Here is a 13,040-nt window from a genome sequence, read left to right as displayed (position 1 = left end):
TGCGCTGCCGCCCGTGTCGACAGACCAAATCGCTCGCCCTCGGGGAGTGACGTAAGACGCCGCGACTGTCTTCCTCGGGTCGCTGCGGCCACAGAAGATAGCCGAGGCGCGCTGGCGCGAGTGCTCTAGCTAGCCATCCGCCATGACCGCCGCCCGCGTTCAAGCAGCGTTGCAATAACTCCGGACACCATTGCCCGCGTGCTGTGAGCCGGCGACGGCAGCCGCTGCAAGACATGCCGGCCTCTTCTCCGCACGCATGCGGCTCCCTACGATCATAAGGACTGGTCACGTCACGAGGGACTGCGCATGAACTTACGTCATCTTCGCTGTTTCATTGCTGTAGCCGAGGAACTGCACTTCGGTCGAGCCGCTAGGCGGCTGCATATAGAACAATCTCCCCTATCACGCACGATCCGCAAGTTGGAGACAACTCTAGGCGTGACGTTGCTCAGTCGCACGCCGCGGGGCACAACCCTGACTTGGGCAGGGCGAGTCTTCCTCGACGACGCCCGCCGCATCATGTTGAGCGTTGAGCAGGCAGTGGCCAGCGCGAAGGCTGCTGCCTCCGGTTCTCAGGGCATTTTGCGAATCGCGCTGTCGAGAGACATAGGACGGGCGAGGCTATCAGCACTGCTTGCACTGTGCCGCGAAGAGTCGCCGCAGGTAAACATCCGGCTCTCCGAAGTACCGCTGACCGAACTCGTGCAGGGGCTGAACGCAAATCTGTTCGACGCCGGCTTTGCAATGGTCAATGAAGTGGAGGACGGGATCATTGCTGAGCCGCTGTGGGCCGACCCCTTGGTAGTGATCCTGCCCGCACGGCACCCGCTTGTAGCCTTCAAGGAAGTGCCGTTGCAGGAAGTGGTGAGCTATCCGCTGGTACTTTGTGATCCACGGGCATGCCAAGGTTGCGGTCGGCAGAGCGAACGACTGTTCCGCTCTGTCGATGTCCAACCGATCGTGGCTGAGTATGCCGCTTCTCACGGGCTGATGCTGACGTTGGTGGCCGCAGGGTACGGGCTAAGTTTTTCCACTGCCGCGCACTTGGCAACTTGCCAGCCGGCGGATGTTGTTGTCCGCCCGTTGGCCGGTCAGAGCGCATCGATAACCACCTATCTGTTACGAACCGAGGGTGGCATGACGGAGCCGTTGCAGCGGTTCATCGAACGCGCCGAACGTGTATGTCATCAGGACGCAAGCACATCACGCGCGATCTGACGCAGATCTATCGAAAGGTGCGCGGCTAGTTTTCTCGGATTGCGCGATTCATCTTTGGTCTTGCGGCTGACCCGATCTGCATGGCTCATGCGCTGTACTGATGCCAGTTTCGACGCAATTGCTGCGCCCTTCCGTCCTCCGGCACTCGCCTGCGGGCTCGCCGCCGCGGTCATTTCACTGACGCGGAACGCATGAGCTTTTGCTGGTTGCAAACCGGCTCATCCTGTTGACGCATTGGCACTTTACGCCGTTGGAATTCCTACGGAAAACTTTGGCCAGGTTTCGGGTAAAGCGCGGCACCCATGCTTGACTCCAGGGGAGCGCGACCACCAAGCCGCGTGTCGGTCCAAAGGCAAAGTGCCCGCATCATGGTTGAGGAGTTTCAAGCGTAGCAAGATGTAGTTCGCCCTTAGCCGGCCGTCAGCGCCGATGCAACGCTTCCTTCCACGATCCCGGCCGGTCCTGCGCTTCATCCGGATTTCTGGGCAATCGCCTCGCCCACTTGGGCGGTGCGCGTCTGCCAGAGTTCGATCCGACGATGGGACGCACGCGACATGGAGAAATCGAGTTGCCTTGCCTTTGGCGCCAGGATCTACTACCGGCCGATCGAGGCGGCCGTCCGTTGGGCGGGACTGTTGCGCTTTGAGCCGCGGATTCTGGAAACGCTCGGGCCACGTGCCATGCCTGAGCCGAACGACTTTCCGCGCTGGCCCTTGCTGCGCCTTTTCTCCGAGCGCATCTTCGACGCATTGGCACACGATGAGCTTTCTTACGGCAAGGCAGGCATGGCGCAGGAACCTCAGCGCCCCGCACTCGACGATCCTGCGTTGATCGTGCGCCACGTCGACCTGAAGGCGTGGATGTCGCATTACTACCCCGGTGAGCGGCCTCCATTCCTGTTCGACGGCATCGAGCGCGAACTGCATCCTTCGGTGAGCGTCGCCATGCTGAACGTGTTGCTGGCCGATCGCGAGGCCGCCAAGCTGCAGCTTGCCGAACTCGCACAACTACATGCGGCGCTGAAGGCACAGCACGAAGCGTTGGCGAAGGAGCATGCCAGTAGCATTCGTGAGGGCGATGCGAGTGAACCGGGCCTGCGCAGCGAATCGACTTACCTGAACATCATTGGCGGCCTGCTGACATTGCTGTTGGGCAAGTCCCCCGCGGGCTCTGCCTACTCGTCCTTCCGCAACATGGATGCGGTGATCAGTGCGCTACTGGCCCACCATGAAGGGCGGCCCGGCATCAGCGAGCGAACGCTGTGGAGCAAGCTGGCACAGGCGCGTCGCCACCTGGAGGCATCGCGCTGAGCCTGTAACAGCAGACTGCAATTGCAGTTGCGTGTTCTGCAGTTGCAGTGAATCTCGCAGCAGCAGCATATGGAATGCGAGGCACTTTCTGAACAACGCCATCGAGCGTCAAGGAGTGCCTCTCATGTCTTCGCAGACCATCGCGCCGGCCTTGCCGCCCGAGCACCGCGTCCTGCGCCGCGCCGAGGTCGAAGCCAAGACCGGCTTCAAGCGCGCGCACATCTACAGCCTCATGAAGGAAGGCAAGTTCCCCAAGGCGCTGCGCCTGGGCGTGCGCGCGGTGGGCTGGGACTCGGTGGAGATCGAACAGTGGATCGCCGATCGCCTCAAAGAACGCGCCTGACGCTTCTTCTCGGTTCATGCCATTCGACGAGGAGAAGCCCATGCAGGTGGTGTCCATCATTTCGACCAAGGGCGGCGTGGGCAAGACCACGACGGCGGCCAACCTGGGCGGCTTCATCGCCGATGCCGGGCTGCGCGTGCTGCTGCTGGACCTGGACGTGCAGCCCACGCTGTCGAGCTACTTCACGCTGGACGTTCGCGCGCCCGGCGGCATCTACCAGATGCTGGCCTTCAACGAGCGGCGCATCGAGCAACTGGTGTCGCGTACCGTGATCGCGGGCCTGGACCTGGTGCTCTCCAACGACGACCGCGGCGAACTGAACACGCTGCTGCTGCACGCTCCGGATGGGCGCCTGCGACTGCGCCATCTGCTTCCCGTCTTCCGCACGCACTACGACTTGCTGCTGATCGACACCCAGGGCGCGCGCAGCGTGCTGCTGGAGATGGCGGTGCTGGCGTCCGACCTGGCGCTGTCGCCGGTGACGCCGGAAATCCTCGCGGCGCGCGAGCTGCGGCGCGGCACGCTGCAACTGATCGAGGACATCGCGCCGTATCGGCACCTGGGCATCGAGCCGCCGCCGCTGCGTCTGCTCATCAACCGTGTACATCCTGTGTCGTCGAATGCGCGGCTGGTCCAGCAGGCGCTGCGACAGGTGTTTCAGGAACAGGCCGGCGTGCAGGTGCTGGGCACCGACGTACCGGCCATCGAAGCCTATCCGCGCGCTGCGACACGAGGATTGCCGGTGCACCGGGTGGAGCGCCGGCAGCCGGCTGGGCGCACGGCGCCCGCGGCGTTGGAGACCATGCGCACGCTGGCCGGCGAGCTGTTCCCCGTGTGGCGGGAGCGCTTCGCGCTGGTCACCGGTCGGGCCGATGCGGGAGGGGCCGGCCATGGCGAGCGCGCATGAACTGGCGCGCGGCCGCGAACGGCTGCGCGCGCTGATCGAGTTCGCGCTGGGCGAAGGCTGGCGCGTGGTTCGCACGTCCGGCGGGCACCTGGAATTCACGAAGCAAGGCTGCGCGTCGATCTACACCAGCTCGACGGCGAGCGACCACCGTGCCGACCGCAATGCCCGCGCACAGCTTCGCCGCGCCGACCGGCAAGCGCAGGAGAATGGCCGTGGCTGAGCTGACGCCGCAGGACATGGCTGCCAAGCTGCTGGCCACCGGCTTCGAGCGCAGCGGCCCTTCGGCCGCGACCTTGAGCGACCCCATCGCCGACACGCCGATGGTGGTGACGCTGGACCAGTTGCGGCCCTACGACCACGACCCACGCGTGACGCGCAACCCGGCCTATGCGGAGATCAAGGCGTCCATCCGCGAACGTGGGCTGGACGCGCCCCCCGCGATCACGCGCAGGCCGGGCGAGGCGCACTACATCATTCGCAACGGCGGCAACACGCGGCTGGCGATCCTGCGCGAGTTGTGGAGCGAGACCAAGGAGGAACGCTTCTTCCGCATTGCGTGCCTGTTCCGCCCGTGGCCGGCGCGCGGCGAAATCGTGGCGCTGACCGGGCATCTGGCCGAGAACGAGCTGCGCGGCGGCCTGACCTTCATCGAGCGGGCCTTGGGCATCGAGAAGGCGCGCGAGTTCTACGAGCAGGAAAGCGGCCAGGCGCTGTCGCAAAGCGAACTCGCGCGGCGACTGACGGCCGACGGCTATCCGGTGCCGCAGTCACACATCAGCCGCATGAACGATGCGGTGCGCTATCTGCTGCCGGCGATCCCGACGCTGTTGTACGGCGGATTGGGCCGGCATCAGGTGGACCGGCTCGCAGTGCTGCGCAAGGCGTGCGAGCGCACCTGGGAGCGGCGTGCGCTGGGCCGGCCGCTGACCGTGGACTTCGCTTCGCTGTTTCAGGATGTGCTGTCGCAGTTCGACACGCAGCCGGAGGGCTTCTCGCCCCAGCGCGTGCAGGACGAACTGGTGGGTCAGATGGCCGAGCTGCTGGAAGCGGACTACGACACGCTGGCATTGGAGGTCGATGACAGCGAAAGCCGTCAGCGAGTATTGACCAGCGAGCCGGCCGCGCCGAACCCGGCAACGCCTGTCGCACCTGCGGCGCCAGCCATCACGCCGCAACTGTCGCCCGCGGCGCCAACGCCACGGAACACCTCGCCCGTCGCGCCACCGGCAGAGACACCCTCGGCACCACCTGCCGCTGCACCAAACGCCCGGGACGGGCAGCGCGACGAGCGCCTGCAGGGGCACATCGTGACGCCGGCCCCAACCACCGAGCGCCTGCAGTCCATCCAGAGGATGGTCGCGGATCAGCTCGGCGACAAGCTACCCGACTTCGAGGCCGACGCGCTGCGTGCGATCCCGGTGCAGGTTGGCGGGCTCTTTCCCATCTCGGATGTCTGGTACATCGAGCCGGGCCTGGACGTGCCGGATCGCCTGCGCGTGCATATCGCGCAGTTCGCTCGCGAGATCGCGGGGGAAGCGGCGGTGGGCGACCACATCGAAGCCAGCGATGGCGGCATCGGCTTCGTCTGCGTGACGCCGGCCGTGGGCCAGGCGAAGGCGCTCCCGGCGTTCGCGCGTGCGATGCTGACCCTGCTGCACGCGCTGAGCACCGCGCCGGCACCCGCGACCGGGCTGGACAGCGCGCGGCTGGCCGATGACCTTGGGCCGCTGCTGCATGGTCACGGCGGCTTGGTCACGCGCCTGAGCGATGCCGGGCTGGTAAAGCTGTTCCGTCTGCTGCGCCTGGCGCGCCGGCTGCTGGATCTGGAAGCCGGCGTAGCGAGCCAGGATTCCTGAGCGCAGGAGGCTCCCGTATGTCGGCACCGCACCCGCTCAACCAGGCCGTGATCGCCCAGGCCCTGCATGACCTGCGCAACGGCCAGTTGCGCCGCTGCAAGGCCATGGGCTTCGGTGAGGAGGAGCTGGATGCGCTGAAGCACCCAGAACTCGTGAGCATGCTGGTGAATGCCACGGTGTCGTGGTGTTCGGTGTCGGTGAACCGGGAAGTGTTGAAGCGGCTGCTGAGCCAGGTGCACGACGTGGAGCGGGAGATCGCCACGGTAGACCGCATGCTGCGCCTGGGGGCGAGCACGGAGATGGTCAGCAAGTTCTACGGCCTCACGCATCAGGAAGTGGCGCTGCGCCGCGACATCCTCGGGCTGCCCAAGCGTAAGGGTCGGCATCCGGTGCTCGACGAGGCGCAGGACGTGGCCCTGTGGGAACGCTGGAAGGCCGGCATCACGGAGCGCACATCGCACTGAACGACGACATGGCGATGCTGGCGCTGACCATGGACCTGGCCGAGGCCATGACCCTGCCCATGTCGGTGATCTGGTCGGCGATACGGAACTGGGTCGACCAGGGGCTGGTGTAGGTCATGACGACGGGCGACGCTCCACGGCGTGATGGCCCGGTTGCGCTGTCGGCGTTGTTCGACGAGGCGCTGCGGCACCTTGAGCCGAAGGAACCGGCGCAGGGCACGGCGCCGAGCCAGGACGGCTTTCTCTACAGCGGCAACCGGCACGAGAGCGTGCCGCGCGCGTTGTTCCTCGACCGGCGCCTGACGCCGCTGGAGCGCAATGCCTGGCAGGTGTTCCGCCTGCAGCTCAACGACGACGGCGTGACCGCCTTTCCCACCTACGACCAGCTCCGCCCATATCTGGCGTCCATGCCCTGTGCGGCGCAAGCCTCGCACGAGACCGTGGCGCGCGCCTTGACGCTGCTGCGGCTGACGCGCTGGCTCAGCCTGGTGCGGCGGCGGCGCGATCCCAAGACCGGCCGTATCCAAGGCAACCTCTACGTGCTGCACGACGAACCGCTGTCACCCTTCGAGGCGATGCAGCTCGACCCGGACTACCTGGGCCTGGTGAGCCAGGCGCTCACGCACGCGGCGAAGGCGGTGCAGGTCGTGGGCATGAACACGCTGCGGGAGATCGCCGAAGACCCGCTGCTCAGCGGGCGCACGCTGCCGACCCGTCTGCAAGTGCTGGCGCAGCGCATGGCGCGGCATGGCTGGACGACGCCAGGTTATCCACAGGAGGGTGCGGACCACGAATCCGAAGAAGGCCAGGAAGCCCTTCTTCGGAATGCTGCGCGCCCGTCTTCGGAATCCGAAGCAGGGCCGAAACCCGCGCCGGACAGCTCTCTTCGGATTCCGAAGGAGGACCGTACAGTACGTAATGATCGTATAAATGAAGTACGTACAGTACCGCGCGCGAGGGCCTTGCAGAACCTGCGACTGCCCGAGCGTTTCCTGCGCTTGAAGGACGAGCAGCAGGCCGGCGCGCTGGTGGCGCTGCAGCAGGTGGACGAGGCGCAGCGGCAGGCCGTTCTCGACGAGTGGGCGGCACGCTGCCACAACAGCGCGGTACGCAACCCGGCCGGCTACCTGTTTGGCATCATCCAGAAGGCGATCCGCGGGGAGTTCAAGGCCTGGGCCGGAGAAAGTGCATCGGCACCGCCAGCGCCCCCGTCACCTGCGCCCTCGTCACCGCCGGCATCCCGTGCGGCTGACCCCGAGGTCGCACGAGCCTACCTGGCTCAGCTCCGAGAAGCCTTGCGTGATCGCTGATGTTGACTATCCCCAGGGGATAGCTGGAACAGACATCTTTCCGCCGCGCTCGATTGTCGCCCGCCGAATGACAGGCGAAACTGTTGCCTGTGAATCAGACGAGGACAGCCACGCACGAGCCCGGCCGACGATGGACATGACGACTTCCCCCGCCACAAACGCACTGCAACCACTACAGCAAGACGTTCAGCGCTTGCTGGGCAGATGCCTGTTGCGCCTTCAACAATACGAGCGCCTCATGAAAGCCATCGTGGCCCACCACGAGATTTCAGGCCCGGCGCATTCGCTGGAGGCCATTCGCGCAGCGCGGATTGAAGATGCCGCGACCAAGACCCTGGGCACGTTGGTCGGACAACTGTTTGGTTCGTATGTCGTCACCGATGGAAATGGCGGCGAGGAACGCGACGACGATCTTCCCGGCGACGTGATTTCCTTTCGCACGCGCGTGCAACTGAGCCTGTCTGCGCAGGACTACGCCAACACCCAGGCCGACCTCAAAGACCTGGTATCGCTGCGCAACACCCTGGTGCACCACTTCATCGATCAGCACGATCTATGGACCGTGGACGGGTGCCGCGTTGCACAGGACGAACTCGGTTCCGCCTACACGCGCATCGATCAACACTTCGAGCAGCTGCGCGGCTGGGCCGAGCACATGGATCAGGCGCGGCGCCTGGCAGCGGAGTTCGTCCAGTCGGATGTGTTCCACGACCTGGTGGTCAATGGCATCGCGCCGGACGGCACGGTGGACTGGCCGGCCGCCGGCATCGTCCGCGCGCTGCGCGAGGCCGCCGCGCAGTTGGCGGTCGAGGGCTGGACACCCATCGCCGCCGCTGGCCGCTGGATCGCGGACCGGCATCCCGAGCAGCTTCCAGCCAAGTACGGCTGCAGCAGTTGGCGGCAGGTGGTGCATGAGTGCCGCCTGTTCGAGCTTCGCTACCGTGAGGTGGAGGGGCAACGGGCCGCCTGGTACAGACCTCGCGAAGCATAGCCCCGCAACGCGGTCTCACCTCCGCGCGAGCCGCGAACACATCCGCCGAGCTATCCCCAGGGGATAGCCGGCACACACAGCCTTCCGCGCGGAACAAACCGGGCGCGCATGGGCTGCGGTTTGTTGACTGACAGCCTTCCGGCCGATGCCGATGCTGGCGACTCGCCAATTCACCGCGAGTCGCTCCCATGGCCAACGAACGCACAGAACCCCTGCAACTGAATCTCGGATCGCTGCGCAGCGCGATGTCGCTGACGCTGCACACGCACCACGCTTCGCGCATCTGGCACGGCCGCGCGCCGACCGAGGGGCGCCCAGGCATCATCGGTCTCAACGGCTTCATCGGCGCCATGAACAAGATGAAGCGCGGCGCCGAGCAGGACGACCCGTACTCGGACTGGTGGATGTTGCGGATCGAGGACAAGCTCGCCGACACCAAGACCCGTCTGCAGACCCTGCGCGACCAGGTGGATCAGGCCTTGGCCGACGTGCCATCGGCGCTGTCGCTGGGCGAGAACATGAACGTGCAGCCGGTGAAGCTGCCGCTGTTCGTGAACGCCCAGCTCGGCTTCATGGCGGTGTATCTGCTGGCCGACTACGACGACCTGGCACGCAAACTCATCCTGGCGCACCACACGGCGCTGATCGACCGCAGCACCTTGGAGCGCTGGCTCAATGATGGTGCGCACGCGCTGCGCAGCCTGTTCTCGCTGGCCCAGCAGTACCGCTACTCGGGCACGACGCGCGACGACTTCGCGGCGAAGAACGCGGCGGCGCGAGCGGCGCTGGAGAAGTTCGGCGAGTTGCCGCAGGACGTGCTGGAAGGCACGCGCCGCTCGCGCTTCGCGCCACCCATCGCGCGGCGGACGAACAAGCCCGACACGCCGCCTGCTGCGCCTGCCATCGTACCCGATGCGCAGGCTTCCACGGGTGGCGCAGCCGATGGTGCGGCGGGCGATGAGGGTGCTGGCGCATGACAGCATCACCCCCTATCAGCCACTCCACGCGCTTCGTGGCGCTGGAACAGGCGGACTTCCAGCGGCTGGAACACGCAGGCTACCTAAAAGGCCTTTTACAGCCTTTTAAGGGTAAGGGGAGTCTGGAGACCTGGGCCAGCCAGTGCGCAGCGCTGCGCGACGACGTGATTGGCCTGGCGCAGCGGCGCGTGCTGCCCCAGGCGCGCGCCTATCCATTCAGTCTGCTCGACGTGCAACTGGCCCAGCAGGCCACTGGCGCAGGGACGACCTTCCTGCGCTGGCGCAACCTCGACCGTTCCTCCATGGGCGTGGCGTTGTGGGAGGCCCTGCTGGCCAACCCCGCGACGCCGGCCTCGCTGATCGACGAGCTGTACGCGATCGAACTGCAGCGCATCGTGCTGAACATGCAGATCAGTCTGACCCACAGCATCGCTCGCCAAGCCCTGGAATGCGCCAACAAGGCCGCGCAGGCCGAAGCGGCTTACCTGCGGCGCGTCCACGGGCATACCGCGTCCGTTCCACCCACCACCAAGGAGTCACCATGAGCACGCACTTCGTCGGCGAGGGCAACATCGGTTCTGCGCCGGACTACCGCGAATTTCCGAACGGCAACGACGAGCCGCGCCGGCTGCTTCGCCTGAACGTCTACTTCGACAACCCGATCCCGAAGAAGGACGGCGAGTACGAAGATCGCGGCGGCTTCTGGGCGCCCGTGGAGCTGTGGCACCGCGACGCCGAGCACTGGAAGACGCTGTACCAGAAAGGTATGCGGGTGCTGGTCGAGGGCCGCACCGTGCGCGACGAATGGGAGGACGCCGACGAGAACGAGCGCGTGACGTTCAAGGTCGAGGCGCGGCGCGTGGGCATCCTGCCGTACCGCATCGAGTCGGTGGCGCTCAGCGCCAAGCCGGCCGGCGGACAGTAATTCGCCCATCGCCGTTCCCCCGAGGGCGGCTGTAGCAACCGTCATACGCCCGCGATGCACCAGCGAGCTATCCCCAGGGGATAGCTCCAAGGTCGTCCACGGAGTTCCAGCCGCCCTCCCGAAACGACGCTCTTGCTGTGCCAGCTCCTACGATCTATGCACACCGCTGCGGCAACGAACCGCCTGCCAATCACAAAGCGGTGTCTGCATCAATCGACTTCCTTGCTGCCGGCATCTCCTGGCCCCGCCAAGCTGACGCCCATCCGATGAACCGCACATTTCCAAGGAGGCTTCATGCGCGTGTTCCTGTGCGAGAAGCCGTCCCAGGGCAAGGACATCGCCCGTGTGCTGGGTGCCGGTCAACGCGGCAACGGCTGCTACAGCGGCGCGGGTGTCGTTGTGACCTGGTGCATCGGTCATCTGGTGGAGGCGGTTCCGCCCGAAGGCTACGGCGAGCAATACAAGCGCTGGGCCATCGAGCAACTGCCCATTCTTCCTGAGCGTTGGCGTGTCGAGCCCAAGGCGGCGACCGCAGCGCAATTCAAAGTCGTGCAGCAGCTCGTCGCCAAGGCGGGCGAGCTGGTGATTGCGACCGACGCCGACCGCGAGGGCGAGATGATCGCCCGCGAGATCATCGACCTATGCGGCTACCGCGGGCCGATTCAGCGCCTGTGGCTGTCGGCGCTCAACGATGCGTCGATCCGCAAGGCGCTGGGTGCGCTCAAGCCGTCCGCCGAGACGCTGCCGCTGTATTTCTCCGCACTCGCCCGATCGCGCGCCGACTGGCTGATCGGGATGAACCTGAGCCGCTTGTTCACACTGCTGGGGCGCCAGGCCGGCTATAGCGGCGTGCTGTCGGTGGGGCGCGTGCAGACGCCGACGCTGAAGTTGGTCGTGGACCGCGATCGCGAGATCGCGCGCTTCGTCTGCGTACCGTTCTGGGCCATCGAGGTTGCGCTATCGCATGCAGGCCAGCCCTTCGTCGCAAGCTGGACGCCGCCGCAAGGCAGCACCGACGATGCGGGCCGCTGCCTGCAACAGCCGGTGGCGCAGCAGGCCGCCGAGCGCCTGCGCACGGCCGGCTCCGCCCAGGTGCTGTCGGTAGAAACCGAGCGCGTTCGCGAAGGGCCGCCGCTGCCGTTCGACCTGGGCACGCTGCAGGAGGTGTGCTCCAAGCAGTTGGGCCTCGACGTGCAGGAGACGCTGGACATTGCCCAGGCGCTGTACGAGACGCACAAGGCGACAACGTATCCGCGCTCGGATTCGGGCTACCTGCCCGAGAGCATGCTGGCTGAGGTGCCGACCGTACTCGACAGCCTGGTCAAGACCGACCCCAGCCTGCGGCCGCTGATCGAGCGCCTGGATCGCCAACTGCGCTCGCGTGCATGGAACGACGGCAAGGTGTCGGCTCACCACGGCATCATCCCGACGCTGGAACCCGCCAACCTGTCGGCCATGAGCGAGAAGGAGCTGGCCGTCTACCGGCTGATCCGCGCCCATTACCTCGCGCAGTTCCTCCCACACCATGAGTTCGACCGCACGATGGCGCAGTTCTCGTGCGGCGGTCAGTCGCTGGCGGCCGTGGGCAAGCAGATCGCCGTCACCGGCTGGCGCGAGGTGCTGGCGACGCCGGGGCCGGACGATGCCGATGGCGAGGATGCGCAGCGCAGCCAGGTGCTGCCCGCCCTGCATGCGGGCCTGTCCTGCCCGGTCGGAAAGGTGGATCTCAAGGCGCTGAAGACGCTGCCGCCCAAACCCTACACGCAGGGCGAGCTGATCAAGGCCATGAAGACCGTCGCCAAGTTCGTGACCGACCCGCGGCTGAAACAGAAGCTGCGAGATACCACCGGCATCGGCACCGAGGCGACACGCGCCAACATCATCAACGGTCTGATCGGTCGCGGCTACCTGGTCAAGAAAGGCCGCGCCGTCCGCGCTTCCGACGCGGCATTCACGCTCATCGACGCGGTGCCCTCGGCCATCGCCGACCCCGGCACCACGGCGGTGTGGGAGCAGGCACTCGACATGATCGAGGCCGGCCAGATGGCGCTGGACACCTTCATCGAGAAGCAGTCCGTGTGGGTCGGCCAGCTCGTGCAGCAGTACCGCGGCGCAACGCTCTCGCTCAAGCTGCCGCCGGCGCCGGCCTGCCCGCAGTGCGGCACACCGATGCAGCAGCGCACGGGCAAGAGCGGCGCGTTCTGGTCCTGCTCGCGCTACCCGGACTGCAAGGGCACGCTGCCGATCGAGTCCCCGACGGGCCGGCGCAGCGCACCGCGCAAGCGGCGCGCTGCCTCCAAGGCGTCCTGATCCTCGCTTTTCCCCTGCCGCGCCGGCCACTTCACTGGCGGCGAGGCAAACGTCCCGCACCGCGCGGGACTCCAAAGCGCGCGTCTCCTTCTGCAACGGTGTGCGCGCCCCGTCTGCCCGGCATCGGGCGACGGGGCGAGAAGGTCATTGCTCCACGAATCGCGCCCGCCGCCATTCCCTTGATCGGTGTGCCTTGCCTCGGCCACGAGGGGCTTCCTGACGCCTTGCCGCCGCGCGAGCCGTGAGGAGGCCACTTGGGCCGAGGGTATTCCGTGCCGGTGCCCGCCGGCGGAACAACGGGCTCCCTTTGTGTGTGGATGCACGCCAGAGGTTTCCGGCCCCAGCCACGAAACGGGCCGGGTGCGATTGCTGACGCAGCGAACGGCTTTGACGACGGCCTGCGCTGACGCAGCCCACAGGTGGTTTTCC

12 protein-coding genes and 1 pseudogene are annotated in these 13,040 nt (G+C 66.3%); all 13 read left to right on the top strand.

Going from position 1 to position 13,040, the window contains the following annotated elements:
* Nucleotides 1–306 precede the first annotated feature (306 nt).
* Nucleotides 307–1,218 carry a LysR family transcriptional regulator gene (locus BAY1663_RS11455; RefSeq protein ID WP_010792183.1) on the top strand — a complete coding sequence of 304 codons (912 nt, stop codon included), beginning with the start codon at nt 307–309 and terminating at the stop codon, nt 1,216–1,218.
* Nucleotides 1,219–1,772: 554 nt separating this feature from the next.
* The gene (locus BAY1663_RS11450) at nt 1,773–2,528 is read left to right on the top strand and encodes a hypothetical protein (RefSeq protein ID WP_010792182.1); all 756 of its coding nucleotides are present in this window, start codon (nt 1,773–1,775) and stop codon (nt 2,526–2,528) included.
* Between the two features lie 124 nt (nt 2,529–2,652).
* On the top strand, nt 2,653–2,871 hold the full coding sequence (locus tag BAY1663_RS11445; RefSeq protein WP_010792181.1) for an AlpA family transcriptional regulator: 219 nt from the start codon (nt 2,653–2,655) through the stop codon (nt 2,869–2,871).
* A gap of 40 nt (nt 2,872–2,911) precedes the next feature.
* Nucleotides 2,912–3,778, top strand: a complete 867-nt coding sequence (locus BAY1663_RS11440; RefSeq protein WP_014819578.1) for a ParA family protein — start codon at nt 2,912–2,914, stop codon at nt 3,776–3,778.
* Nucleotides 3,762–3,998, top strand: a complete 237-nt coding sequence (locus BAY1663_RS11435) for a hypothetical protein (RefSeq protein WP_003294162.1) — start codon at nt 3,762–3,764, stop codon at nt 3,996–3,998. Before BAY1663_RS11440 ends, BAY1663_RS11435 begins: the two co-directional genes overlap by 17 nt.
* Nucleotides 3,991–5,634 (top strand): ParB family protein, encoded by a 1,644-nt coding sequence (locus tag BAY1663_RS11430; protein WP_037040813.1) that lies wholly within the window; start codon nt 3,991–3,993, stop codon nt 5,632–5,634. The genes BAY1663_RS11435 and BAY1663_RS11430 overlap by 8 nt, the downstream gene beginning before the upstream one ends.
* 17 nt (nt 5,635–5,651) lie before the next feature.
* Nucleotides 5,652–6,211 (top strand): annotated as a pseudogene (locus tag BAY1663_RS11425) (DUF2857 domain-containing protein).
* A 3-nt stretch (nt 6,212–6,214) separates the two neighbouring features.
* Complete coding sequence (locus BAY1663_RS11420) at nt 6,215–7,408, top strand: STY4528 family pathogenicity island replication protein (RefSeq protein WP_014819580.1); 1,194 nt, start codon at nt 6,215–6,217, stop codon at nt 7,406–7,408.
* 130 nt (nt 7,409–7,538) lie between these two features.
* Nucleotides 7,539–8,399: an OST-HTH/LOTUS domain-containing protein gene (locus BAY1663_RS11415; RefSeq protein WP_256206697.1), complete on the top strand. Its 861-nt coding sequence runs from the start codon at nt 7,539–7,541 to the stop codon at nt 8,397–8,399.
* A 188-nt stretch (nt 8,400–8,587) separates the two neighbouring features.
* Nucleotides 8,588–9,376, top strand: coding sequence for a PFL_4669 family integrating conjugative element protein (locus tag BAY1663_RS11410; RefSeq protein WP_023657733.1), 789 nt, complete (start codon nt 8,588–8,590; stop codon nt 9,374–9,376).
* Nucleotides 9,373–9,921, top strand: a complete 549-nt coding sequence (locus BAY1663_RS11405) for a DUF3158 family protein (RefSeq protein ID WP_004362273.1) — start codon at nt 9,373–9,375, stop codon at nt 9,919–9,921. Before BAY1663_RS11410 ends, BAY1663_RS11405 begins: the two co-directional genes overlap by 4 nt.
* On the top strand, nt 9,918–10,301 hold the full coding sequence (locus BAY1663_RS11400; protein WP_004362284.1) for a single-stranded DNA-binding protein: 384 nt from the start codon (nt 9,918–9,920) through the stop codon (nt 10,299–10,301). Before BAY1663_RS11405 ends, BAY1663_RS11400 begins: the two co-directional genes overlap by 4 nt.
* 294 nt (nt 10,302–10,595) lie before the next feature.
* On the top strand, nt 10,596–12,611 hold the full coding sequence (locus BAY1663_RS11395; RefSeq protein ID WP_037040786.1) for a DNA topoisomerase III: 2,016 nt from the start codon (nt 10,596–10,598) through the stop codon (nt 12,609–12,611).
* Nucleotides 12,612–13,040: the final 429 nt, after the last annotated feature.

Origin of the sequence: Pseudomonas sp. BAY1663, from assembly GCF_000582595.1 — a bacterium.
GTDB lineage: Bacteria > Pseudomonadota > Gammaproteobacteria > Pseudomonadales > Pseudomonadaceae > Stutzerimonas > Stutzerimonas stutzeri_AF.
This window is presented reverse-complemented; position numbering and strand designations above follow the sequence as displayed.